The organism is Burkholderia singularis, assembly GCF_900176645.1.
Classification (GTDB): Bacteria; Pseudomonadota; Gammaproteobacteria; order Burkholderiales; family Burkholderiaceae; genus Burkholderia; species Burkholderia singularis.
This window is the reverse complement of sequence record NZ_FXAN01000126.1, coordinates 61,650-86,250: the sequence shown is the minus strand read 5'-3', so window position 1 is coordinate 86,250 and position 24,601 is coordinate 61,650. Positions and strand designations below refer to the sequence as shown.

23 protein-coding genes are annotated in these 24,601 nt (G+C 64.8%); 3 read left to right on the top strand and 20 right to left on the bottom strand.

Going from position 1 to position 24,601, the window contains the following annotated elements:
* Positions 1–12 precede the first annotated feature (12 nt).
* A complete protein-coding gene (gene pgsA, locus BSIN_RS24340; protein ID WP_089342314.1) occupies positions 13–606 on the bottom strand; it encodes a CDP-diacylglycerol--glycerol-3-phosphate 3-phosphatidyltransferase in 594 nt (197 codons plus the stop codon).
* Positions 607–918: 312 nt separating this feature from the next.
* The gene (uvrC, locus tag BSIN_RS24330; RefSeq protein WP_173678752.1) at positions 919–3,105 is read right to left on the bottom strand and encodes an excinuclease ABC subunit UvrC; all 2,187 of its coding nucleotides are present in this window, start codon (positions 3,103–3,105) and stop codon (positions 919–921) included.
* Between the two features lie 201 nt (positions 3,106–3,306).
* On the opposite strand from uvrC, the gene earP reads away from it, so the two are divergent.
* The 3 genes from earP (at position 3,307) to BSIN_RS24315 (ending at position 6,930) form a co-directional block, all read left to right on the top strand.
* Positions 3,307–4,512, top strand: a complete 1,206-nt coding sequence (gene earP / locus BSIN_RS24325) for an elongation factor P maturation arginine rhamnosyltransferase EarP (protein ID WP_089342311.1) — start codon at positions 3,307–3,309, stop codon at positions 4,510–4,512.
* 193 nt (positions 4,513–4,705) lie between these two features.
* The gene (efp, locus tag BSIN_RS24320; protein WP_059519207.1) at positions 4,706–5,263 is read left to right on the top strand and encodes an elongation factor P; all 558 of its coding nucleotides are present in this window, start codon (positions 4,706–4,708) and stop codon (positions 5,261–5,263) included.
* Between the two features lie 269 nt (positions 5,264–5,532).
* Positions 5,533–6,930 (top strand): sigma-54-dependent transcriptional regulator, encoded by a 1,398-nt coding sequence (locus BSIN_RS24315; protein WP_059519334.1) that lies wholly within the window; start codon positions 5,533–5,535, stop codon positions 6,928–6,930.
* A 209-nt stretch (positions 6,931–7,139) separates the two neighbouring features.
* On the opposite strand, the gene nagZ is transcribed toward BSIN_RS24315, so the two are convergent.
* The 18 genes from nagZ to fabD form a co-directional block, all read right to left on the bottom strand.
* The gene (gene nagZ / locus BSIN_RS24310; protein WP_089342310.1) at positions 7,140–8,168 is read right to left on the bottom strand and encodes a beta-N-acetylhexosaminidase; all 1,029 of its coding nucleotides are present in this window, start codon (positions 8,166–8,168) and stop codon (positions 7,140–7,142) included.
* Positions 8,169–8,192: 24 nt separating this feature from the next.
* Positions 8,193–8,624 (bottom strand): holo-ACP synthase, encoded by a 432-nt coding sequence (acpS, locus tag BSIN_RS24305; protein ID WP_059519332.1) that lies wholly within the window; start codon positions 8,622–8,624, stop codon positions 8,193–8,195.
* A gap of 257 nt (positions 8,625–8,881) precedes the next feature.
* Complete coding sequence (gene pdxJ, locus BSIN_RS24300; RefSeq protein ID WP_089342309.1) at positions 8,882–9,655, bottom strand: pyridoxine 5'-phosphate synthase; 774 nt, start codon at positions 9,653–9,655, stop codon at positions 8,882–8,884.
* Entirely contained in the window at positions 9,652–10,530 is an 879-nt protein-coding gene (recO, locus tag BSIN_RS24295; protein ID WP_089342308.1) for a DNA repair protein RecO, read from the bottom strand. The genes pdxJ and recO overlap by 4 nt, the downstream gene beginning before the upstream one ends.
* The gene (era, locus tag BSIN_RS24290; protein WP_059519199.1) at positions 10,517–11,416 is read right to left on the bottom strand and encodes a GTPase Era; all 900 of its coding nucleotides are present in this window, start codon (positions 11,414–11,416) and stop codon (positions 10,517–10,519) included. The genes recO and era overlap by 14 nt, the downstream gene beginning before the upstream one ends.
* Positions 11,417–11,481: 65 nt before the next feature.
* Entirely contained in the window at positions 11,482–12,900 is a 1,419-nt protein-coding gene (gene rnc, locus BSIN_RS24285) for a ribonuclease III (RefSeq protein ID WP_089342307.1), read from the bottom strand.
* A 409-nt stretch (positions 12,901–13,309) separates the two neighbouring features.
* Positions 13,310–14,203, bottom strand: coding sequence for a signal peptidase I (gene lepB, locus BSIN_RS24275; RefSeq protein ID WP_059519196.1), 894 nt, complete (start codon positions 14,201–14,203; stop codon positions 13,310–13,312).
* A 15-nt stretch (positions 14,204–14,218) separates the two neighbouring features.
* Complete coding sequence (gene lepA, locus BSIN_RS24270; protein WP_089342305.1) at positions 14,219–16,012, bottom strand: translation elongation factor 4; 1,794 nt, start codon at positions 16,010–16,012, stop codon at positions 14,219–14,221.
* A gap of 302 nt (positions 16,013–16,314) precedes the next feature.
* Positions 16,315–16,605, bottom strand: coding sequence for a glutaredoxin family protein (locus BSIN_RS24265; protein WP_089342304.1), 291 nt, complete (start codon positions 16,603–16,605; stop codon positions 16,315–16,317).
* Positions 16,602–18,107 carry a DegQ family serine endoprotease gene (locus tag BSIN_RS24260; RefSeq protein ID WP_089342303.1) on the bottom strand — a complete coding sequence of 502 codons (1,506 nt, stop codon included), beginning with the start codon at positions 18,105–18,107 and terminating at the stop codon, positions 16,602–16,604. The genes BSIN_RS24265 and BSIN_RS24260 overlap by 4 nt, the downstream gene beginning before the upstream one ends.
* Positions 18,108–18,123: 16 nt before the next feature.
* The gene (locus BSIN_RS24255) at positions 18,124–19,185 is read right to left on the bottom strand and encodes a MucB/RseB C-terminal domain-containing protein (RefSeq protein ID WP_089342302.1); all 1,062 of its coding nucleotides are present in this window, start codon (positions 19,183–19,185) and stop codon (positions 18,124–18,126) included.
* A gap of 5 nt (positions 19,186–19,190) precedes the next feature.
* Positions 19,191–19,793, bottom strand: coding sequence for a sigma-E factor negative regulatory protein (locus tag BSIN_RS24250; protein ID WP_089342301.1), 603 nt, complete (start codon positions 19,791–19,793; stop codon positions 19,191–19,193).
* 80 nt (positions 19,794–19,873) lie between these two features.
* Positions 19,874–20,473, bottom strand: coding sequence for an RNA polymerase sigma factor RpoE (rpoE, locus tag BSIN_RS24245; RefSeq protein ID WP_059519185.1), 600 nt, complete (start codon positions 20,471–20,473; stop codon positions 19,874–19,876).
* 103 nt (positions 20,474–20,576) lie between these two features.
* Positions 20,577–21,035 carry a protein YgfX gene (locus BSIN_RS24240; protein ID WP_089342300.1) on the bottom strand — a complete coding sequence of 153 codons (459 nt, stop codon included), beginning with the start codon at positions 21,033–21,035 and terminating at the stop codon, positions 20,577–20,579.
* Between the two features lie 11 nt (positions 21,036–21,046).
* Positions 21,047–22,285: a beta-ketoacyl-ACP synthase II gene (fabF, locus tag BSIN_RS24235; protein WP_059519181.1), complete on the bottom strand. Its 1,239-nt coding sequence runs from the start codon at positions 22,283–22,285 to the stop codon at positions 21,047–21,049.
* Positions 22,286–22,472: 187 nt separating this feature from the next.
* On the bottom strand, positions 22,473–22,712 hold the full coding sequence (gene acpP, locus BSIN_RS24230) for an acyl carrier protein (RefSeq protein WP_012735022.1): 240 nt from the start codon (positions 22,710–22,712) through the stop codon (positions 22,473–22,475).
* A 144-nt stretch (positions 22,713–22,856) separates the two neighbouring features.
* Positions 22,857–23,606: a 3-oxoacyl-ACP reductase FabG gene (gene fabG / locus BSIN_RS24225; protein ID WP_089342299.1), complete on the bottom strand. Its 750-nt coding sequence runs from the start codon at positions 23,604–23,606 to the stop codon at positions 22,857–22,859.
* A gap of 54 nt (positions 23,607–23,660) precedes the next feature.
* Entirely contained in the window at positions 23,661–24,593 is a 933-nt protein-coding gene (fabD, locus tag BSIN_RS24220; RefSeq protein ID WP_059519177.1) for an ACP S-malonyltransferase, read from the bottom strand.
* Positions 24,594–24,601 lie beyond the last annotated feature (8 nt).

Genomic DNA, 24,601 nt, shown 5'->3' with positions numbered 1-24,601 from the left:
GCTCCGGAACGCTCACGCTGCCCCGCCGCGCTCGCGTATCTGTGGCCACGCGAGCTTCATGTAATACAGCATCGACCAGATCGTCAGCACCGCCGCGAGATAGATGAGCCACAAGCCCAACGTGCGCGTGTCGAGCGCAATGCCTCCGCCGAGCGTCAACTGGCCGTAGTACAACAGCATTGGAATCGCGGTCATCTGGCAAGCAGTCTTGAACTTGCCGAGCGAATTCACGGCCACGCTCTTGGATGCGCCGATCTGCGCCATCCATTCCCGCAGCGCCGAAATCGCGATCTCGCGGCCGATGATCACGAGCGCGATCGCCGCGTCGATCCGCGAAAGCTGCACGAGCATCAGCAACGCCGCCGTCACCATCAGCTTGTCGGCGACGGGGTCCAGAAACGCGCCGAACGCCGACGTCTGGTTCCATTTGCGGGCGAAGAAGCCGTCGAACCAATCGGTCAGCGCGGCGAGGATGAAAATCACCGCCGCGGCCAGATTGCGGTGCTCGGCACTCAGCATCACGTCCGGCAAATAGAACACGCCGACGACGAGCGGAATCAGCACGATTCGCACCCACGTCAGAAAGATCGGGAAATTAAACGGCATGGCATGCGATACGGTTGGAGGATGTGCAATTGTGCCGCGCCGGGCGCGCTGCCACAAGCAACGCGCCCGGCCTAGCATCCTACTTGCCGCCCGGCGGGGACGAGCGTGAGCGGCGGCCATCGCGGCAACGCACATGCCGGCCGGGGGAAATCGCGGCCACCCGCAGCGGCAGGCCGAAGCGGCGCGAATCGCCGTCGCGAAGCGGCTCGAAGCGGCTCGAAGCGGGCCGAAGCGGCGCAAGCGCGAACGAACCGTCGGCGCCGGTGCGCCGGCGCCCTCAAGCCCCGGCGCGCAATCGTTCAAAGCGTTCGGTCAATGCAGCTGCCGATAAATCTGCTCGGCGAGCGCGCGCGAAATGCCGTCGACGCTCGCCAATTCGTCGACACTCGCCGCAACGACGCCGCGCAATCCGCCGAAGCGCGCGAGCAATCGCTGCCTGCGCTTCGCGCCGACGCCCTCGAGTTCCTCGAGCCTCGAGGTCTGACGCGCCTTCGCACGCTTGGCACGCATGCCGGTGATCGCAAAGCGGTGCGCCTCGTCGCGGATCTGCGCCACGAGCATCAGCGCCGCGCTGTCCTTGCCGAGTTCGAGCGGCGCGCGGCCGTCGGCGAACACGAGCGTTTCGAGCCCGACCTTGCGCCCCTCGCCCTTTGCAACGCCAACCAGCATCGAGCAGTCGAGCCCAAGCTCGGAGAACACCTGACGCGCGATTTCCACCTGGCCGCGCCCCCCGTCGATCAGCACGATGTTCGGCAGCCGCGCGACCGACGCGGCTGCCTGCGCCGCATCCGCGTCGATGCCGACTGCCGCATCGCTCGCGGTCTCGGCCGCCACTTCCTCGATCATCTTCTCGTAGCGACGCGTGAGCACCTGACGCATTGCCGCGTAGTCGTCGCCGGGCGTGATCCCAGAGATGTTGTAGCGCCGATATTCGGACGACTGCATTTTGTGATGGTGATAGACGACGCACGACGCCTGCGTTGCCTCGCCCATCGTATGGCTGATGTCGAAGCACTCGATGCGCAAATGCGCGAGATCGTCGCTCTCGAAGCCGAGCACGTCGGCGAGCGCGCGGGTACGCGACTGCTGCGAGCCCTGTTCGGACAGCAGCCGCGCGAGCGCGAGCCGCGCGTTCTGCTCGGCCATCGTGAGCCATGCGCGCCGTTGCCCCTGCGGCTGCCGAACCAACGATACCTTGTGCCCGGCCTGCTCGGTCAGTAGATCGAACAATTCGCGATTCGCGGGCGCATGGCTCACGACAAGCACCGGCGGCACGCGATTGCCCAAGTAGTGCTGCGCAATGAACGCTTCGAGCACTTCGGTTTCGAGCGGCGCGACTTCGGCTTCGGCGCTATCGGCGGCCTCGTCGGCTTCGGCCGTCTCGGCCTGCGCCGATTCGGCGTCGCGCGCGCGGCCGTCCTGCGGCCCGCGTGGCGCCGCGTGGTCCGTCGTCGTGCCACTCCGGGCAACCGCTACTTCGGCATCCTGCGGATCGGCGCCGCCCGCCCCCGTCTCCGCCGGCGCGCCGCCGACGTCGCGCGCCGCATCCCCCGCCGCCGCGCGGTCCCGCTGCGCGTGCTCCGCGTCGGCCGCCGCCTCCGGGAGCGGCAGCGCGCCGTCGACATGCGCCGGAAAGTACGCCTTGTCGCCGAGATGCCGGCCGCCGCGCACCATCGCGAGATTCACGCACACGCGGCCGCCCTGCGCGACGACGGCGAGAATATCGACATCGCTGTCGCTGCCGACCTCGATCGCCTGCTGATGGAGCACCTTCGCAAGCGAACTCATCTGATTGCGCACGGCGGCCGCCTGCTCGAACTTCAGCTCGGCCGCGAACGCATGCATCTTCTGCTCGAGTTCGCCCATCACCTCGCTCTGGCGGCCGAGCAGGAAGCGCGACGCGTTGCCGACGTCGCGCGCATAGTCGTCCTCGCCGATCGCGCCGACGCACGGCGCCGAGCATCGTCCGATTTGATGCAGCAGACAGGGCCGCGTGCGGTTGTTGAACACCGAGTCCTCGCAGGTACGAAGCTGAAACACGCGCTGCAGGATCTGAATGCTCTCGCGCACCGCCCATGCGCTCGGAAACGGTCCGAAATACTGGTTCTTCTTGTCGACCGAGCCGCGGTAGTACGCCATTCGCGGAAAACGGTGGCCGGTCAGCTTCAGGTACGGGTACGACTTGTCGTCGCGAAACAGGATGTTGTAGCGCGGCGCAAGCGCCTTGATCAGGTTGTTCTCGAGCAGCAGCGCCTCGGCCTCCGAGCGCGTGACGGTGGTCTCGACGCGCGCGATGCGCGTCACCATCATCGCGATACGCGGCGACAACTGAGTCTTCGTGAAGTAGCTCGACACGCGCTTTTTCAGGTCGCGCGCCTTGCCGACGTAAAGCACCGCGCCTTGCGCGTCGTAATAGCGATAAACGCCCGGCAGGTGCGGCAATTGGGCGAGGATCTGCTTGGGTTCGAAAGAGGAATCAGGTGCGTCGGGGGCTGTCATGCGCAATCGGCGCGAGCGGCGCGCGCGAACGAGGTCATTTAAACTTGTCAGTTTAGAGCATTCGCCGCGCGGATTCCGCGGCCCGCGCGCGATAGAGCATCGGATTCGTCCGGCCGTTCCGCACACGACTCGTCCGGATCGCCGTGCGCCGTTCGCTCGCCCGCCGCCCGCCTTCGCTTGTGCGTTTTCATTGCCCTTAAAATGAAGTCGTCCGCCTCGCTCACATCCGCCGCCGCCAGCCCTGTCCGCTCGGCGCCCCACACGCCGGAGCCGATCGCCGCCGATATTTTCTGCGCGGTCGTCGACAATTTCGGCGACATCGGCGTGTGCTGGCGCCTCGCGCGCCAATTGGCCGCCGAACATCGCTGGCAGGTACGGCTTTTCGTCGACGATCTGTCGACGTTCGCGCGACTCGAGCCCGCCGCGCACATCGACGCCGCGCGGCAGATGCTGGACGGCGTCGTCGTCGAGCATTGGCGCGAACCTGCGCATGCGGGCGATACGCTCGAGATCGCCGACGTCGTGATCGAAGCGTTCGCCTGCGAGTTGCCCGGCGCGTATGTCGCGGCGATGGCGCGCCGCGCCCGGGCCCCCGTATGGATCAATCTCGAATACTTGAGTGCCGAGGATTGGGTGCGCGACTTTCATCTGAGACCGTCGCCGCACCCACGCTACCCGCTGACCAAGACGTTCTTCTTCCCGGGCCTCGGCCCCGGCACGGGCGGCGTGCTCAAGGAACGCGACCTCGACGCGCGGCGGCACGCGTTCGATGCCGCGCGCGACGTCTGGTGGCGCGACGTCGCGGGCCGCCCTACGCCCGCGAACGGCATGACATCCGTCTCGCTGTTCGCCTACGAGAATCCGGCCGTCGACGTGCTGCTCGAACAATGGCGCGACGGCGCCGAGCCGGTCGTACTGCTCGTGCCGGAAGGCCGGATCTCGGCGCGCGTCGCACGCTTTTTCGGAGCCGCCGGATTTGGCGCGGGCGCGCGCGCGACGCGCGGCAACCTGAGCGCGCACGGGCTCGCCTTCGTCGCGCAGCCCTATTACGACAAGCTGCTGTGGGCATCCGACATCAATTTCGTGCGCGGCGAGGATTCGTTCGTGCGCGCGCAATGGGCACGCCGGCCGTTTGTCTGGCAGATCTACCCGCAAACCGACGACGCCCATCTGCCCAAGCTCGACGCCGCACTCGCCCACTATGCGGCGGGGCTCGCGCCGGCCGCACGGGCGGCGGCCGAACGCTTCTGGCATGCATGGAACGGCGCGGGCACGCCCGATTGGGCCGATTTTCAGCGCCATCGCGCCGCGCTGAGCGCGCGCGCAGCGGATTGGGCCGACGAACTCGCCGCCATCGGCGATCTTGCCGGAAATCTGGCGAATTTCACAAAAACTCAGTTAAAATAAACGGTTATCCAACGGCTCACTACGCAAATCCGTCCGAAGCCGCGCATGCAACACGTGCAACATACGCGGCAGATATCGCGAACGTGTCGCCCGCACGCTCCATACACGTGCGGCCTGGTCTTTCCGGACTGTTTGCGCCGTTAGCCGTTGAGCGACGCTCAAGCAATTTCTCCCATTCAGGATAGTTTTAGTCATGAAAACCGCACAGGAACTCCGCGTAGGCAACGTCGTGATGGTCGGCAACGACGCATGGGTCGTCTCGAAGACGGAATACAACAAGTCGGGCCGCAACGCCGCCGTCGTCAAGATGAAGCTGAAGAATCTGCTGACGGGCGCCGGCCAGGAATCGGTCTACAAGGCCGACGACAAGTTCGACGTCGTGGTGCTCGACCGCAAGGAAGTGACGTATTCGTACTTCGCCGATCCGATGTACGTGTTCATGGACGCCGACTACAACCAATACGAAGTCGAAGCCGAGATGATGGGCGACGCGCTCAACTATCTCGAAGACGGGATGGCCTGCGAAGTGGTGTTCTACAACGAAAAAGCGATCTCGGTCGAACTGCCGACGGTCCTCGTGCGCGAGATCACGTACACGGAGCCGGCGGTGAAGGGCGATACGTCGTCGGGCAAGGTGCTGAAGAACGCGAAGATCGCGACCGGCTTCGAACTGCAAGTGCCGCTTTTCTGCAATATCGGCGACAAGATCGAAATCGATACGCGCACGAACGAATACCGCAGCCGCGCCTAAGGCGAGCGGTTTCGCGCCCTGCCGCACGAAGCGCCCTTTGGGGCGCTTTTTGTTTATATGACGCAGCTTGTTGCATAAAGGCGCCACATCATAAACAATGCGTTGAGAATGCTCTGGCGGTATTCGATGCGTCTCACCGATAACTATTTTGTAGTTGATGGCGAATACCGTCCACTGAACGTGCGACGGACATACAATGCGTTCCTTATCCCGAAATGGGGCTGTATGACGGCTCGCCAACCCGGCCGGTTCTTGAACTCGCGCACACCATGCCACATGCCCTGATTGTCGAAGACGATCCCAATAGCTTGTCTGGTCTGACCGCACTGCTCGCTGCGGACGGTTTTTCCGTCGACACCGCGACCTCGCTCGCTGAAGCGCGCGGAGCGCTCGCACGTTCGATCCCCGACGTCGTGCTCGTCGATCTGAATCTGCCCGACGGCAGTGGCTTCGATCTGCTGCAAAATCTGCCGCAACAGCAGCCGAACGGCTCGCTGCCCGTGATCGTGCTGACCGGCAACGCCACGGTCGAAAGTGCGATCGAAGGGTTGCGGCACGGGGTCTGGGATTATCTGCTGAAGCCCGTCAACATCCCGCGGCTGCGCAGCCTGCTCGCACGCATCCCACGCCCTTACGAACTGATCGAGGAAGTGCAGTCGCTGCGTACCGCGCTTCGTCAACTCGGCCGGTTCGGCACGCTCGTCGGGCGCAGCGATGCGATCCAGCACGTCTACGACATGATCGAGCACAGCGCGCGGACCGAAACCGCGGTCCTGCTGTGGGGCGAGCCGGGCACCGGCAAGGAAACGGCCGCGCGCACGCTGCACCAGTTGAGCCGCCGCCGCAAAGGCCCGTTCGTTGCATTCGACTGCCGCGCCGCCGCGCAATCGCCGCGCAACATCGAAACCAATGGCCTCGCAATCGAAAGCATGTTGCTTGGCCGCGAGCGCGCCGGCTATGCGGGCGTCGAGCGCCGCGATCCGGGCCTCTTCGAGCAGGCAAGCGGCGGCACCCTGTTCATCGACGAAATCACCGCGCTGCCGTTGTCGTTGCAGGACGCGCTGCTGCGCACGCTCGATTCGCAAAATTTCATGCGCGTCGGCGGCACGGCTGAAATCGCATGCGACTTCCGGCTGATCGCGACGACACGCCGTCCGGCCCGCGAGGCCGTTGCGAACGGCACATTGCGCGAGGATCTGTGGCTGCGCCTGGACGCCGCGTCGATCGGCCTGCCGCCGCTTCGCGAGCGCGACGACGACGTGATCCGGATCGCCGAGGCGTTCGTCGACGAGTTGAACCGCGATGCGCGCGCGGCGGGGCTGAGCATCACCGACAAGCGCCTTGCGCCCGGCTTCATCCGCGAATGCCTCGCTTACGAGTGGCCCGGCAACGTGCGCGAACTGCGCGAGCGCGTGCGGCTTGCATACGATGCGTCGGGCGACTTCATCGAAACGCTGCGCAAGGCCGATGCGTATCTACAGCCGGGCGTAACGTTGAACGGCAGCAGCGTTCAGGTGCGCGTCGGCACGCCGCTCGCGGACGTCGAGGATCTGCTGATCCGCGCGACGCTCGACGCGGTGGGCGGCACCCGCCATCGCGCGGCGACGCTGCTCGGCATCAGCCCGAAAACGCTCTACAACAAGCTGCAACGGATGAAACTGGGTTGAGCGCGGCCACCGCTGGCGGGGCGGCTGCGCACCGCGCTTGCCACATTGCCGCCCACGGCTGCCCCGCTTAACCAATCCGCTTAACCAATCCGCCTGACCGCCCGCTCGGCGGAGCCGCTCACTCGCCCTTCGTTCAGGCCATCGTCCATCCACATGCCCCCCGTTCACAGGCTGTCGCCCCGAACCGGGCAAACGCGAACCGTCCGCATTCAGGCGAATGCCTCACGCAGCAGCGCTTGCGCGCTCAGATACTCCGGACGGCGCATCAGTTTGTCCCAGCTCGGCGCTCTGCCCCGAGGCCGCATCCGCTTGATCCGCCGCTGCGACTCCCGCGACGGCGCCACGCGCAACTCGTTCAACACCTGTTCCGCCGCCTCCGGCTGATTGCAGATCAGCACCATGTCACACCCCGCCGCGAGCGCGGCCTGCGCCGCCTGCGTGAGCGTGCCGCCCTCGCGCGCCGCCTCCATCGACAGATCGTCGCTGAACACCGCACCCGTAAAGCGCAACCGGCCGCGCAGCACGTCCTGCAACCAAACGCGCGAAAAACCCGCGGGCTTGCTGTCGACCTGCGTATAGATCACGTGTGCCGGAATCACCGCGGCCAGCGACAGCCCAAGCCAATCGTAGGGCGCGGCGTCGTTGGCGAGAATCTCGTCGAGCGGACGATCGTCGGTCGGCAGCGCGACGTGCGAATCGGCCTCGGCAAAGCCGTGACCCGGAAAATGCTTACCGCAGTTCGCCATCCCGGCGAGCGCGAGCCCATGATTGACGCTCTTCGCGAGCAACGCGACGACGCGTGGATCGCGATGGAACGCGCGATCGCCGATCACCTGCGAGCGGCCGTAATCCAGATCGAGCACCGGCGTGAAGCTCATGTCGATCCCGCACGCACGCAGTTCGGACGCCAGCACGTAGCCGAGCGCCGTCGCCACCTTCGTCGCGGCGAGCACGTCCCGGTCCCACAGTTCGCCCACGCGGCGCATCGCCGGCAGCACGGTAAAGCCATCTGTGCGAAAGCGTTGTACGCGGCCGCCTTCGTGATCGACGGCGATCAGGATGTCGCCGCGTACCGCGCGGATCGAATCGGTCAGCGCGACGAGTTGCCGGCGGCTCTCGAAATGCCGCGCGAACAAGATCACGCCGCCCGTCAGCGGATGCGCGAGACGGCGCGCGTCGTCGCGCGTGAGCGTCTTGCCGGCGACGTCGAGCATCACCGGGCCGGGAGTCGGTTTCATTGAATTGCGTTCCTCCGGGGAAAATCAGAAAGCGGCATCGGCACGCAGCGCGGCGGTGCCGTCAGCCGTCTCGGCGATCACGAACGACACCGCGTAGTCGCGCTCGTCGCTGACGCTCACGCGCGCGGTGATGCCGCGCTGCGCGAGCCACGTAGCCAATTCGCCCGACGCGACGATATACGGCTCGCCGCTCGGCCGGTTGAGCGTCTGCAATGCGCGCCACGTCATCGGCCAGTGCATGCCGAGGCCGATCGCCTTCGAGAAGGCTTCCTTCGCGGAAAAGCGCGTCGCGAGAAACGCAATGCCGCGCGCCTCCGAGCGCGCGCGCCGTGCGTGAAACACGCGCAGCTCGTCAGGGCCGAGCACTTTGTCCGCGAAGCGTCCGCTCGTGCGCTCGAGCACTGCGGCGATGCGGCTCACCTGAACGATATCGGTGCCGATGCCGTAGATCGCCATATCAACGCCCGCCGGGCCATCCCGCGCGGCGCGCACACGGGAGATCTTGATGGAGCAAAGAGACTGACGGCTGCGCCGCGCGCCGCAGACATTCCCTTCCGCACTTATTCCGGGCGCAATCGCACAGGCAAACGCGGCGAAGCAGGCAATGCCTTTTTCGGCAAACGCCCCGCTGCGAGCGCTCGCGGGAAGTGCTCCGAAGGCCCCCTTCCCGGCGGCAAGCGCCGCGAACGGAACCCGCGCGCTCGCGCATCATTTCAGCGGCCGCCGTGCAGCGCGGCGACGCGCGCGGCGACCATGACCGCCTTCATCTCGCGCACCGCGTTGTTCCAGCCGACGAAAACCGCATGCGCGACGATCGCGTGGCCGATATTCAGCTCGCTGATGCCGGGCAGCGCGGCAATCGCCTGCACGTTTTCATAGTGCAGTCCGTGGCCCGCGTTCACCTTCAATCCGAGCGCAAGCCCGCAATCGACGCCCGATGCGACCCGCTCGAACTCGCGCTGCTGCTCGGCCGCGTCGTGCGCATCCGCATAGCGGCCGGTGTGCAGTTCGATCACGGGCGCGCCCGCCTCGTGCGCGGCGCGGATCTGCTCATCGTGCGGATCGATGAAAAGCGACACGCGCACGCCAATGTCGGCGAGTTGCTTGCATGCCGCACGCACCGCATCGAAATGGCCGGCGACGTCGAGCCCGCCTTCGGTCGTCAATTCCGAGCGTTTTTCCGGCACGAGGCAGGCGTCGTGCGGCCCGATCTCGCATGCGATGTCGAGCATTTCGGACGTCACCGCGCATTCGAGATTCATCCGCGTCTTCAAAAGCGGGCGCAGCGTGCGCACGTCCGCATCGACGATATGGCGACGGTCCTCGCGCAGATGCAGCGTGATCGCGTCCGCGCCCGCCTCCTCGGCTTCGAGCGCGGCGCGCACCGGGTCCGGATAACGTGTGCCGCGCGCGTTGCGCAAAGTCGCGACGTGGTCAATATTGACACCCAGGTCAATAGCGCTCGACGAGGTCAGGAAAAAACTCATAGGTTTTGCAGGTCGATCAGAATCTGACGCGTGGCGAGCGGTGTGCCGCCCAAATACGTGTTGAGCAAAAAGCGCATCAGCGTCTTGCTTTGCGCAACGGTCTGCGCCCGATGATAATCGTCCTGTTCCATATCGAGCAACGTCTGGCCGGAAATCACCGGCCAGTGCGACGGCGCATCGCCGAGCGCATCGCGCACGCCGCGCTCGGGATCGAACACATAGAGCCGTTCCGGCTCGACCGCACGCCGCGCGACGGTGCGCACCAGCGACATCGCATAACCCGTCTCGCGCAACAGCACGCGCTCGAACGAGCGCAGCACCTGCACGGGCGGCTCGGCGTGCGCGAGCCGCGTCAGCGTCACGAGATAATGCTTGAAGAGCGCCGGATAAGGATCCTCGCGCGCGCAGAACTTGACGAGCAGCTCGTTGGCATAGAACCCGCACAGCAGCGCGTCGCCCGCGAGCGGCAGCATGCCGCCCACCCATTCGGCGCCCGTCAGCGTGCGCAACTCGGCTTTGCCGGACCATGACAGCGCAAGCGGCTGAAACGTCTGCAACACGCCACGCAGCGCGGAATGCGGGCGCTTCGCCCCTTTCGCGACGAGCGCGAGACGCCCGTGATCGCGCGTCAGCACGTCGATGACCAGGCTGGTTTCGCGGTACGGATAGCTGTGCAGCACGAACGCCGGCTGCTCGGCGACCCGGAATTCGGACGTGCGCGCAGCGGCGCGGCGCGGCTTGCGCGGCGGTTTGCCCGCATCGGGCACGGCCGGCGGCAGGCTCGCCGCCGCGGCATCCGGCGCAGCGGAGGGACGCCGCGCGAAGCCGGCGTCGTCGGTCATCGCGTCGTCGGAGACGCCTTCATTCGTACCCATAGGCACGCAACCCCGCCTCGTTGTCGGCCCAGCCGCTTCTCACCTTGACGAACGTTTCAAGGTAGACCGGGCCGTCGAACAGCTTCTCCATGTCGAGCCGCGCCTCGGTGCTGATCTGCTTGAGCTTCTCGCCCTTTCTGCCGATCACCATCGCCTTGTGCGCATCGCGCTCGACGAGGATCGTCGCGAACACGCGCGTCAGCCGCCCCTCCTCCTCGAACTTGTCGATGACGACGGTGCTCGTATAAGGCAACTCGTCGCCCGTCCAGCGGAACACCTTCTCACGCAGGATTTCGGCCGCCAGGAACCGCGAGCTGCGATCGGTCAGATCGTCCTCGCCGTAAATCGGCTCGCCTTGCGGCAAGTACGGCTTGAGCGTATCCATCAGACGCCGGATGTCGTCCGGATGCTTCGCGGACAGCGGCACGACCTCGGCGAACTCGCGCAAACCGCCCATCTTCTGGAAAAACGGAAACAACGTGTCCTTGTCGGACACGCGATCGAGCTTGTTCGCGATCAGCAGCGTCGGCGTGCCCGGTGGAATCAGGTCGAGCACTTTCTGGTCGTCGGGACCGAAACGGCCGGCCTCGATCACGAACAGAATCGCGTCGACCGACGTCAGCGTGGACGTCACCGCCCGATTCAGCGAGCGGTTGAGCGCCGTGCTGTGCCGCGTCTGGAAGCCGGGCGTATCGACGAATACATATTGCGCATCGTCGAGCGTGCGGATGCCGGTGATCCGGTGGCGGGTCGTCTGCGCTTTGCGAGACGTGATGCTGATCTTCTGGCCGACGAGCGCATTCATCAGCGTCGACTTACCGACGTTCGGACGACCGACGATCGCGATCATGCCGCAACGAAAACCGGTGGAAGCGGGAGCGTTCATATCAGGAGCTGCTGGGTTCGGAGCGGCCGCGCTCGCACGCGGCCGCGAGATCGATGGAAACGGCGTCAATGACCGGCATCGGCAACGCGCACCGGTGCGGCCGGATCGTCAATCGCCTGCGGCGCGTGTGCCGGATCGCGAACGCGCGCCGGCCGGTCTGCCGGACGTGCGGCTGCGTCGTTCTTTTCCGTGGCTCGCTCGGATGCCTTATCGGTGACTTTATCGAATGCCTTGTCGGCCCCTTTGTCAGCCGGCAATACCTTTTCCGCCGCTTTTGCCGCGCGCGCCTCAGTCTTGTCCTGACCATGCTCGACGTGGGCCGCGCGAATCACCGCGAGAGGCGACCGCAACGCGCCGCCGTCCGCACCGCTGCCCGGCATATCGGCCGGCGCCGCCGCACTACCGGCATGCGCGCCGGATTGCATCTCGGCCGCTTTCGTATCGGTCTTACCTTTCGCATCGGCCAACGGCTTCGATTCGTCCCGCTTCGGCTCGCCGGATCGGGCATCCGCGGCCTTCGGGTCAGCCAGTTTCGCATCGGCCACCTTCGTCTCGGTCAGTTTCGCTTCGACGGCGGGCCTCGCTTCAGCCACTTTCGATTCGAGGGCGTGGGTTTCGGCCGCGGGTTTCGTCTCCGCCACCTTCCCTTCCGCCCCTTTCGCGTCATTGGCCAAGACGCGCCGCTCCTTGCGCTCCGGCGAGCGCAAATCGAGCGCCTCCTGCACGCCTTTCACGCCCGGTACGATCTCCGGCTCCACGTGCTTGGCGCCGCGCGCGCTCTTCGAACGCTTCGGCTTCGCGGCCAGCATCGGTGCAAGCGCCATCACTTCGTCGAGCGCTTTCTTCGCGGCGGCCTGCTCGGCCGCCCGGCGGCTCGCGCCGGAGCCGGACACCTTGACGTCGAGCTTCGGCACCGCGCATTCGACCTCGAATTGCTGATTATGCGCTGCACCATGCGTCGCGACGACGGTATAAGCCGGCAGCGCGATCTTGTGTCCTTGCAGATATTCCTGCAACAGCGTCTTTGCGTCCTTGCCGAGTGTGCGCGGGTCGATGTGATCGAGAATCGGCACATACAAACGCTTGATCACCCCTTGGGCGGCTTCGAAGCCGCCATCAAGAAATACGGCCCCGATGATGGCTTCGAATGCGTCCGCGAGAATCGACGGCCGACGAAACCCGCCGCTGCGCAATTCGCCTTCGCCGAGCCGCAGGCTGTCGGAAATATTGAGGGCCTGAGCAATTTCGTACAGCGACTGCTGTTTGACGAGGTTCGCGCGCACGCGCGACAAGTCTCCCTCGTCGAGCTTGCCGAAGCGCTGAAACAAAAGGGCAGCCACCGCGCAATTCAGAACGGAATCGCCGAGAAACTCGAGCCGTTCGTTATGCGTGGCGCTATGACTGCGATGGGTCAAAGCCTGGCGCAGCAATTCCACATTGCGAAATTCGTAGCGCAGCCGGCTTTCCAACTGGGATGAAGGCATGGACAGGAGTATAACGCGGGCGCCGCGCCGCCCGGAAAGCGACGCTCGACGCGAAAAAGCGCGATTTGGCGGCGCTGCCGCCGGTTCTCAGGATCGGTTTAGGTGTCGAACGTGCATATGAATGGCGGAATCGCCCGCTCAAACACAACGTACTGCGCCGGCGGCCAACCCGACAAAAAAGCGCCATCCGCGGGACCAAACGTTCTCGAAATATTTGCTATGGCATAAGCGACGACCTGCGCCGCCGCGCATGTTCGAACCGCGACTGCCACGAGAATGGCCGCGCGCCGCATTCGCCGGTGGCGGACTGCCATTCCCGTGGCAACGCAGACGCGTTCCATACGTGAATAGGCCCTCGATGGAAGACGCCGCGCCGCACGGCCCTCGCGCGGCGCAACATGCGGCGTGCTCAGTTGAACGAACCGATGCGCTTCAGGCTGCTGAAGTTCATCCAAATGAAGAACGCACGGCCAACGATGTTCTTGTCCGGCACGAACCCCCAGTAACGGCTGTCAGCGCTGTTGTCGCGGTTGTCGCCCATCATGAAGTAGTGCCCGGGCGGCACCTTGCAGATCACGCCGCGGTTGTCGTAGGTGCAATTGTCGCGATACGGATAGTCGTCCGCGCCCATTACGAACGGCGGCACCGCCGGATTGTTCAGGATCGCGTTCTTGCGCGTGCCGATCGTTTCCTCGAACTGTTTCGCGTAATTCATCCGCTCGTCGTCGAAGTAGTCAGGCAGCGGCGTCTCCGGCACCGGCTGACCATTGATCGTCAACTGCTTGTCCTGGTAGGCGACCGTATCGCCCGGCAGCCCAATCACGCGCTTGATGTAATCGACCGACTCGTCCTTCGGATAACGGAACACGACGACGTCGCCCCGCTCGAGCGGCCGTCCTTCGGTGATCTTCTTGTTCGTGATCGGCAGGCGCAAGCCGTAGTCGAACTTGTTGACGAGGATGAAATCGCCGACGAGCAGCGTCGGCACCATCGAACCCGACGGAATCTTGAACGGCTCGACGATGAACGAACGCACGACGAACACGACCAGGATCACCGGAAAGAAACTCGCCGTGTACTCGAGCCACCACGGCTGGCGCAGCTTCTCGTCGCGCAGCTTCGCGCGCGTTTGCTGCGCGTTCTCGTCAGCGAAGCGCTCGCCGATGCGAGCCTGCTGACGGTCGAACTCGTCGACCGCCGCCTGCGCCGCCTGCTTGCGCCGCGGCAAAAACACCAGCTTGTCCAGCACCCACGCGACGCCCGTGACGACCACGAGCACAAAAAGAATCAACGCAAAATTCATAAAGGATCAGCCCTGTTATTTGTCTTCGACTCGCAAGATCGCCAGGAACGCTTCCTGCGGGATCTCGACCGAACCCACCTGCTTCATCCGCTTTTTGCCTTCTTTTTGCTTTTCGAGCAGCTTCTTCTTGCGCGTGATGTCGCCGCCGTAGCACTTTGCAAGCACGTTTTTACGCAACGCCTTGATGTTTTCGCGCGCGATGATATGCGCGCCGATCGCCGCCTGAATCGCGACGTCGTACATCTGGCGCGGAATGATCTCGCGCATCTTCGCCGCCACCTCGCGGCCGCGATACTGCGACTGCGACCGGTGCACGATGATCGAGAGGGCATCGACCTTGTCGCCGTTGATCAGCATGTCGACCTTCACGACGTCGGACGTTCGATATTCCTTGAACTCGTAATCCATCGACGCATAGCCGCGCGACACCGACTTCAGCCGGTCGAAGAAATCGAGCACGATCTCGGCCATCGGAATTTCATACGTGAGCTGCACCTGGCGGCCGTGATACTGCATGTTGATCTGCGAGCCGCGCTTTTGCTCGCACAGCGTGATCACCGAGCCGACATAATCCTGCGGCATATACAGGTTGACCGTCACGATCGGCTCGCGAATCTCGGCGATGCGCGCAGGCTCCGGCATCTTTGCCGGATTTTCGACCATGATCGTCGCACCGTCGCTCTGCACGACCTCGTAGACCACGGTTGGCGCGGTCGTGATGAGATCCATGTCGAATTCGCGCTCGAGCCGCTCCTGGACGATCTCCATGTGCAGCAGCCCGAGGAAGCCGCAGCGAAAACCGAAGCCAAGCGCCTGCGACACTTCCGGCTCGTATTGCAGCGAAGCGTCGTTGAGCTTGAGCTTCTCGAGCGACTCGCGCAACGCGTCGTACTGGTTCGCCTCGACCGGATACAGCCCCGCGAACACCTGCGGCTTCACCTCCTTGAAACCCGGCAGCGGCTCGGGTGCCGGCTTGTTCGCGAGCGTGACGGTATCGCCGACCTTCGCGGCCGTCAGCTCCTTGATGCCGGAGATGATGAAGCCCACCTGCCCGGCCGACAGCGATTCGAGATCGCGCGACTTCGGCGTGAACACGCCGACGTGCTCGACCGGATACTGCGCGCCCATCGCCATCAGCTTGATCTTGTCCTTCGGACGCAGCGTGCCGTTGACGATCCGCACGAGCATCACGACGCCAACGTAGTTGTCGAACCAGGAATCGATGATGAGCGCCTGCAGCGGGCCATCCGGATCGCCCTTGGGCGGCGGCACCTTCGCGATCAGCGCCTCGAGCACGTCCTCGACGCCCAGGCCCGTCTTCGCGCTGCAATGCGTCGCGTCGGACGCGTCGATGCCGATCACGTCCTCGATTTCGGCAATCGCGTTCTCCGGGTTCGCGGCCGGCAAATCGATCTTGTTGAGCACCGGCACCACCTCGACGCCCAGCTCGATCGCCGTGTAGCAGTTTGCGACCGTCTGCGCCTCGACGCCCTGGCTCGCGTCGACGACGAGGAGCGCGCCCTCGCACGCGGACAGCGAGCGGCTCACCTCGTATGAAAAGTCGACGTGCCCCGGCGTGTCGATCAGGTTCAGGTTGTAGACCTTCCCATCGCGGGCGCGATAGGTGAGCGCAGCCGTCTGCGCCTTGATCGTGATGCCGCGCTCGCGCTCGAGATCCATCGAGTCGAGCACCTGCGCTTCCATTTCGCGATCGGACAACCCGCCGCAAAGCTGGATGATGCGATCCGCGAGCGTCGACTTTCCGTGGTCGATGTGCGCGATGATCGAGAAATTGCGAATATGATCCATTCAGTGCCGATCAAGCGAAAAAGGCGCGCTCGACGACCGCGGAGCGCGCCTTGTAAGTCGGTGAAAAAACGGCCTATTTTAGCCGAAAAGCCTTGCTCGGGGCGGCATTTTGGGTGGCTACCAGCGGCGTGTCCCGGCCCCCGACGGCTGCGGCGAGTTGCGCGCCGCGAAGCGGGGCAGCAGCGCCGCCGGGCAGCGCAACGTATTCGAGCAACGGGCGCCAACCGCGCCTGAACCGCATATCAACTGCGCGCCGTCGGCAAACGCTCGCACAGCCACAGCCTCTAGCCCGCCCCGCTGCCCTACCGCTCCGGTCGCCGGACGCACCGTGCAAGCGCCGCCTGCGCCTGCGCGACGTCGAACCGGTGACGGCATACCTGCACCCCGTCGAGCAGCAGCACCGGCACGTCTTCGTCATAGCGTGCGACAAGCGCCGGATCGGCGTCGATATCGACGTAATCGACGCTCGCGTCGATCACATCCCGCCGCTCGGCAATGAAGCCCGCCAGGGCGTCGCGCATGTCGTCGCACAAATGGCACCAGCCGCGGCCGTATAGCGTGAAACGCACGGCAGCACGCGTCGCCGGCTTCATTTCTGGCGCGGACGAATCGGGATGAACTGCGTGTTGTCACCGCGCCGCACGAGCAATGCAATCGTGCGCTGCGCATCGAGCTTCGACGTCACATCGACGAATTGCTTCGCGCTCGTGATATCGATATCGCCGACGCGCAGCACGATGTCGCCGCGCTGCAGGCCCGCGCGCGTGGCCGGGCCGTCGGCCGCGTCGATCTGCACGCCGTTCCTCAGCTTCAACGCTTTCAACTGCTCGGGCGACAGATCGCTGACCGTCAGTCCGAGCGCATTGCTGCGCGGCTTTGCCTGCGGACTCTGGCGGCCGCCCATCTTCGCGACCTTGTCGCCCGGCGTCTCGGCGATCGTGATCGGCAGATCGCGCGACTGCCCTTTGCGCCAGACCGTCACCGTCGCCTTCGCGCCCGGCTTCGTGTCGCCCACCATCCGCGGCAGATCGGACGCGGTATCGACCGGACGGCCGTTGAACTTCAGGATGATGTCGCCCGGTTGCAGGCCGGCCTTGTCGGCCGGGCCGCCCGGCTCGACGCTGCTGACGAGCGCGCCTTCCGCCTTCGGCAAGCCGATCGAATCGGCGACATCCTTCGTCACCTCGCCGATCGCGATCGCGATCCGGCCGCGCGTCACCTTGCCCGACGCCTTCAGCTGCTCGGCAACGCGCATCGCCTCGTCGATCGGAATCGCAAACGAAATGCCCATGAAACCACCGGTTCGGCTGTAGATCTGCGAATTAATGCCGATCACCTCGCCGCTCATATTGATGAGCGGGCCGCCCGAGTTGCCGGGATTCACGGCGACGTCGGTCTGGATGAACGGCAGATAATCGCCGGTGTTGCGTCCCTTCGCGCTGACGATGCCCGCCGTGACCGTGTTGTCGAGGCCGAACGGCGAGCCGATCGCGACCACCCATTCGCCGACGCGAACCCGGTTCGAATCGCCGATTGCAACAGTCGGCAGATTCGTTGCATTGATTTTTACGATCGCGACGTCGGTTCGCTCATCGACGCCAATCAGTTTCGCCTTGAATTCGCGCTTGTCGGTAAGCGTCACGTAGATCGTGTCCGCGTCATCGACAACGTGCGCGTTCGTCATCACATAGCCGTCTGACGACAGCACAAAGCCCGAACCGACCCCGCGATTCTGTTCGGTATCCGGCGGTGCATCGGGCTGCGACGGCGCATTTTTAGGCCCGCCCGGCTGCGGCAGCGGAATTCCGAAGAAGCGGCGGAAGAATTCCGACATATCGCCGTTGTCGAATCCGGGCGGCAGCCCGCCGCGCGTATCGGTCGGCACGTTCGCCGTGGTCCGGATGTTGACGACCGCCGGACCGACTTTCTCGACGAGGTCGGCGAAATCGGGCAGGCCCGCGCGGGTTGCGGGCGCGGCGCCCGCCGCAGGCGTTGCCGTGACATTGGAGGCGGCCGCCGCAAGCGGCGCGGCGAACGGCACGGCAGCGGCCACCGCCGCCGCGACGAGCGAAGTGCGCAGCGAAAAATTCTTCATGTCGAAAGCCGAACGGTTATTTGTAAGCCTTGTATTCTATGGCAGACGCGAACTGCTGCAATGTTGCCAACGGCACTTCGCCGAGCACGGTGATCCAGAAATCGCCGCGGCGCTTGACGAGCACATGCGTCGCGCCGGTGCTGCCCGATCCTTCGTTGCGGCTATTCTTTTCGGTGGGTTCGATGAAAACCGATACAGTCGACAGACCGTCGGTGAAAACGGCCTGATCGACGGGAATCGGCGGATCGCCCGCATCACGCGCGGCCATCGGGCGGCGCACCTCGCGAATCTTGCGGAAACCGGCAACGCTCGGCGCGATCTGCCAGCCCTGCGCCTCGATGTCGATCGACGATACCGGTGGCCGCACCAGCGTCCAGCCGCCGAGATTGCGCATTCCCGCGGCGATCGCGCCCCTGTCTTTCTCGCTCGCCGCCGCACCGCTCAGTTGCAATTGCGAGAACGCGACCTGTTCGAGCACGTGAGCGTCGGCGTCCAGCGTCTGCGAGCGCAGCAACAGGCCCATCTTCGCGTCGATCCACAGCTTGTACGAGAAACGGTACGAATCTTTCGGCACCAGTTCGACGACCTGCGCGTCGAGGCCCGCGACGCGGTCGCGTCCGAGCGGCTTCAAATCGTAGACGGACAGCACCTGCTCGCCGCTCGCGCCCAGCAGCGCCGGGAACGAATCCTTGTTCTGCCGGCGCTCGATCACGCAGAGCTTGCGCTCCGGCACGAACGTATAGAGATCGTCATTATGGCGCAGCAGCTTGCGCGGCTTGCCGTCGAGGCTTTCGATCCGTTCGTATTCGCCGTCGCCCTTCGTTGCAATATGGACGATCCGCGACGATTGCACGTAAGCGCCGCGCTGATAGACGAACGTCCCCGCGTAACTCTGTTGCTGCGCCGCTTGCTGAATGCGGTCGAGCAACTCGGCGGCCGAGCGGCGGGCGGCGACGGAATCGTCGGGTTGCTGCGCGAGCACGGTAGACTCGGTCGACACAAGCGCGGCTGCGCACAGCAAAAGCGCAGCCAGCCGCCTCCAACCGAGGATGGCCTGATTCAACTGCAACGTCCGCATTGGGATTATCGGCTCTGCGTAGTGGCAACGGCTGTGCGAATGACCGGCATCGCACCGGTGACGACGGGCTGCTGCGCAAATTGCTGGTGCGCTTCGAGATATTGGTCGAGGCTTGCGTCACGGATGATGTTCACGTCCTGCAGCGCCGGCTGATCGGCCGACACGCGCTGCAACAGAGCTTGCGGTGCGACGCCGGCCGATGCCAGCTGGGCGCCGCCCGGCGCACCGATGCGCTGCATCTGCGGCACGACGATCCAGGTGAGCGTCGCGGCCGCGGCCGCGATCGCAAACGCCGGCGCCACCCGGCGGCGCCAGCCGAGCAGCCCGCGAGCCGTGCCGCGCGCGGGCGCGAGCAGATGCGGCTGCGCGGCGAGACTCGCCGACAAGCGAGCCATGAACGCGCTGCTCTCGGCGGGCTCGAGCGTGAGTTCGTCGGAACGCAGCGCGTCGCCGATCACGTGATAATGCGCCCACGCACTGCGTCCGGCGTCGTCCAGCCCCGCCAGAATCTGCGTCAGCGACAGCCCGTCAAGCGCCTCGCCGTCGACCAAAGCGGACACGCGCTCGCGCTGCGAGCTGGCCTGCGACTGCGTAGAGACCGACCCCATGATGCTCCCCATCTTCCATATACCCCGTCGTGACACACGACTTCGAACTAGACCCCACAAGCCGCCCCGATTCGCCGCGCTTACCAGCGCTTGCCTTCCGGCGTATCGAGCAGCGGCCGCAATTTTGCCGCGATCGCCTCGCGGGCCCGAAAGATTCGCGACCGGACCGTGCCGATCGGGCACCCCATCATCTCCGCGATCTCTTCATAACTCAAACCTTCGATCTCGCGCAGCGTAATGGCCGTTCTCAGCTCTTCCGGCAACATCGCCATCGCGGCATTCACCGTCTGGGCGATCTGCTTGCTCATCAACATCGACTCAGGCGTGTTGATATCCCTTAGTTGGTCCGCATCCGAGAAAGTTTCAGCCTCTTCCGCGTCCGCCTCGGTGGAAGTCGGCGCGCGGCGACCTTGAGTCGCAAGGTAGTTCTTCGCCGTATTGACGGCAATCCGGTACAACCACGTGTAGAACGCCGACTCGCCGCGGAACTGCGGCAGCGCGCGATAAGCCTTGATAAACGCGTCCTGAGCCACGTCTTCGACCTCCGCCGGATCCCGCACGAGGCGCGAGATCAGCCGGATGATCTTGCGGTGGTATTTGGAGACCAGGAGTTCGAACGCCGCCTTGTCGCCATTCTGTACGCGTTCGACCAGAACCTGATCGATTTCTTTTTCACTCACCTGACAAATCCGTAAACGAGGGATGCAAAGCGGAGCGCTATTGTAGCGTTCCCGCTCATGCGCAATCGCAGCCCGACAAGCGCCACTGCGGTTACGCCGCGGCTCAGCCGCGCATAGCGCGCCGGCCCAGCACGCAGAGCGCGCGGAACACCGGTGCGGCGAGCGCATCCGCGGGAATCACGAGCCGCGCCGCGCGCCGGCCGCGGCCTTGCACCGTCAGCACGACGAGCAGATCGCTCCATTGCGTGAAACCGGCAACCCGGCCTTGCGCGAGCAGCCGCCCGTTGCGATCGAACGCCGTCAGCAAGCCTGCGCCGGCATCGATCCGCAATGCGGCCGGCTGGCGCCGCGCGCATAGGGCGCGTACACGCAACGCAATCAGCGCGGCAAGCACTACCGAGAGCATCGCCGCAGGCCATGAACCGATCAGCGGTGCCGCACTCGCATGAACCCCAGTCGCGGCGGTCAGCACGAAAATCGCCATTACCGCGCAAAGCCCAGCCGATGCGCGCAGCACGACGTGCTGCGCGTGCGGCGAAGCGGGATCGAACGGCTCCGTCAAGCGCCCCCGCGTCAGATACGCTTGAAGACCAGCGTGCCGTTAGTCCCGCCGAAGCCGAACGAGTTCTTCAGTGCGGCGTCGATCTTCATTTCCCGCGCCTCGTTCGCGCAGTAGTCGAGATCGCACTCGGGGTCCTGGTTGAAGATGTTGATCGTCGGCGGCGACACCTGGTTGTGAACGGCAAGCACCGTGAACACCGATTCCAGCCCGCCGGAGCCGCCCAGCAGGTGGCCCGTCATCGACTTCGTCGAGTTGACGACGATCTTCTTCGCATGATCGCCGAACGCACGCTTGATGCCGATGGTTTCCGCGAGATCGCCGAGCGGCGTCGACGTACCGTGCGCATTCAGGTAGCTCACCTGATCGACGTTGATGCCCGCATTGCGCATCGCGGCCAACATGCAGCGGCGCGCGCCGTCGCCGTCCTCGAGCGGCGCCGTCATGTGATATGCGTCGCTGCTCATCCCGTAGCCGCCGATTTCCGCGTAGATCCGCGCGCCACGCGCCTTCGCATGCTCATACTCCTCGAGCACCATCACGCCGGCGCCCTCGCCGAGCACGAAACCATCGCGATCGCGATCCCACGGACGGCTCGCCGTCGCCGGATCGTCGTTGCGCTGAGACAGCGCGCGCGCGGCCGCGAAACCGCCAATGCCGAGCGGCGACACGGTCGCTTCCGCACCGCCGGCGAGCATCACGTCGGCATCGCCGTACTCGATGAGGCGCGCGGCCTCGCCGATGCAATGCAAACCGGTCGTGCAGGCGGTGACGATCGCAAGGTTCGGCCCCTTGATGCCGAACTTCATCGACAGATGGCCGGAAATCATGTTGATGATCGACGCCGGCACGAAGAACGGCGAGATCCGGCGCGGGCCGCGATTCAGGAGTTCGGTCTGCGTGACTTCGATCAGCGGCAGCCCGCCGATGCCCGAGCCGACGATGACGCCCACGCGCTCCGCATTCTCGTCATTTACCTCGAAGCCGCTGTCGCTCATTGCCTGCATGCCGGCGGCGATTCCGTAATGGATGAACGTATCCATGTGACGCGCTTCCTTCGCCGAGATGTACTCATCGACGTTGAAGCCCTTCACCTCACCTGCGAAGCGCGTCGAGAAGTTCGTCGCATCGAACTTCGTGATATTGACGATGCCGGACTTGCCGGCGACGAGATTGGCCCAGCCGTCGGCAACATTGTTGCCAACGGGAGAAATCAACCCGAGGCCAGTAACGACAACACGACGACGGCTCACGGTAACCTCTTTTCATTAGATGACAAAAACAAAAGCCACAGTGGCCACAGGAGCCACTCCTGCGAACCCTGTGGCTGTTATTCGGCCGGCGGCACCACCGACGCGATTCGCGCATTGCAATGCGTAGCGAGCGTGCAGCGTGTGCGAATAATCGGCAGACGGTGCGTACCCTATCCGGTACGAACCGTTACGCCTTGACGTTCGCGCGAGCGTAGTCGATCGCTTGCTGAACGGTCGTGATCTTCTCGGCTTCTTCGTCCGGAATTTCCATGCCGAACTCATCTTCGAGCGCCATCACGAGTTCGACCGTGTCGAGCGAGTCCGCGCCGAGATCGTTCACGAACGATGCCTCGTTCTTGATTTCGCCTTCGGCGACGCCAAGCTGCTCGGCGACGATCTTCTTGACGCGTTGTTCGATGTTGTCCATTACCCCTCCGAGGGAAAGTTCAAATTTACAAGTGCGCGCATTTTAACAGGTTTGATGCCCGCCAAAACGCATGCTGGCCTTGCGGTCAAACAAGCGCCGGATGCACTTTGACGCATGCACGGCGCGGATGGTAACCGAATTCGGTTACGACATGAACATGCCGCCGTTCACATGCAGCGTCGTACCCGTGATGTAGCCCGCCTGCGGCGACGCGAGGAACGCGACCGCATGTGCGATGTCCTCCGGGCTGCCTAGGCGGCCGAGCGGAATCTGCGTCTTCAGCGCGGCCTGCTGTTCCGGCGGCAGCACCTTCGTCATGTCGGTATCGATGAAACCCGGCGCGACGCAGTTCACGGTAATCCCGCGGCTGCCGATTTCGCGCGCGAGCGCGCGAGTCATCCCCGCGACGCCGGCCTTCGCCGCCGCATAATTGATCTGCCCGGGATTGCCCGCCGAGCCGACCACCGACGTGATATTGACGATTCGTCCACCGCGCGCCTTCATCATCGGGCGCAGCACCGCGCGCGACAAACGGAACACCGCCTTCAGGTTGGTGTCGATCACGGCGTCCCAATCGTCGTCCTTCATGCGCATCGCAAGTTGATCCTGCGTGATGCCGGCATTGTTGACGAGTATGTTCAGCGCGCCGAATTCGGCAAGCGTCGCGTCGATCAGCCCGTCGACCGCCGCCGGGTCATTGACGTTCAGCACGGCGCCCCGGCCCGTGAACCCGGCCTCGCCGAACGCGGCGGAAATACCCGCGGCACCCGCCTCGGTGGTCGCGGTGCCGATCACCTTTGCGCCGCGGCGTGCAAGCTCGAGCGCGATCGCGCGGCCGATCCCGCGCGACGCGCCGGTAACGATCGCCACTTGTTTATCGAGAATCTTGTCCATGCAGAAATTCCGTGTTTCAGGTGAATTCAGCAAGCTTGCGAGCGTGACCCGCGATCAAGCGACGACAAGCTTGAGCGCTTCGTCGAGCGACGCCGGATCGAACACCGACGCACCGACGAGGTTGCCGTCGATGCGCTTCGTCAAACCGGTGAGCACCTTGCCCGGGCCGCATTCGATCACGTGGCTCACGCCCGCGCCCGCGATGTGCCGCACGCACTCGACCCAGCGAACCGGGCCCGCGGCCTGGCGCACCAGCGCATCCTTGATCGCCGCGGGATCCGACACCACGGCGACATCGATATTGTTGACGACGGGAATCTGTGGCGCCTTCACCTCGACGTTCGCGAGGTAGTCGCGCAACTGGTCCGACGCAGGCTTGAGCAGCGAAGAATGGAACGGCGCCGATACGGCAAGCGGCAGCGCGCGCTTTGCGCCCTTTGCCTTCGCGATCTCGCACGCCTTTTCGATGGCGGCCGCCTCGCCCGCGATCACCACCTGCGCGGGCGCATTGAAGTTCACTGCCTCGACGACGCCCGCCGCCGACGCTTCGCCGCATACCGCGCGCACCGCGTCGTCGTCGAGCCCGAGAATCGCGGCCATCGCGCCGGCGCCGACCGGCACGGCCGTCTGCATAGACTGGGCGCGAAAGCGCACGAGCGGCAACGCGTCGCGAAACGAGATCGCGCCCGCGGCGACGAGCGCCGTATATTCGCCCAGGCTATGCCCCGCGACGATCGACGGCGCAGGACCGCCCGCCTGCCGCCACGCACGGTAGCACGCGTATGCGGCCGTCAGCATCACGGGCTGCGTATTGGCCGTCAGGTTGAGTTCGTCAACCGGGCCCTCGGCAATCAGCTTGCCGATATCCTGCGAGAGCGCGTCGGACGCTTCGTCGAGCGTCTCGCGCACGACGGCGACATCGGCAAATGCATTGAGCATGCCGACCGATTGCGAACCCTGCCCCGGAAAAACGAATGCAAATTTCATAACACCCC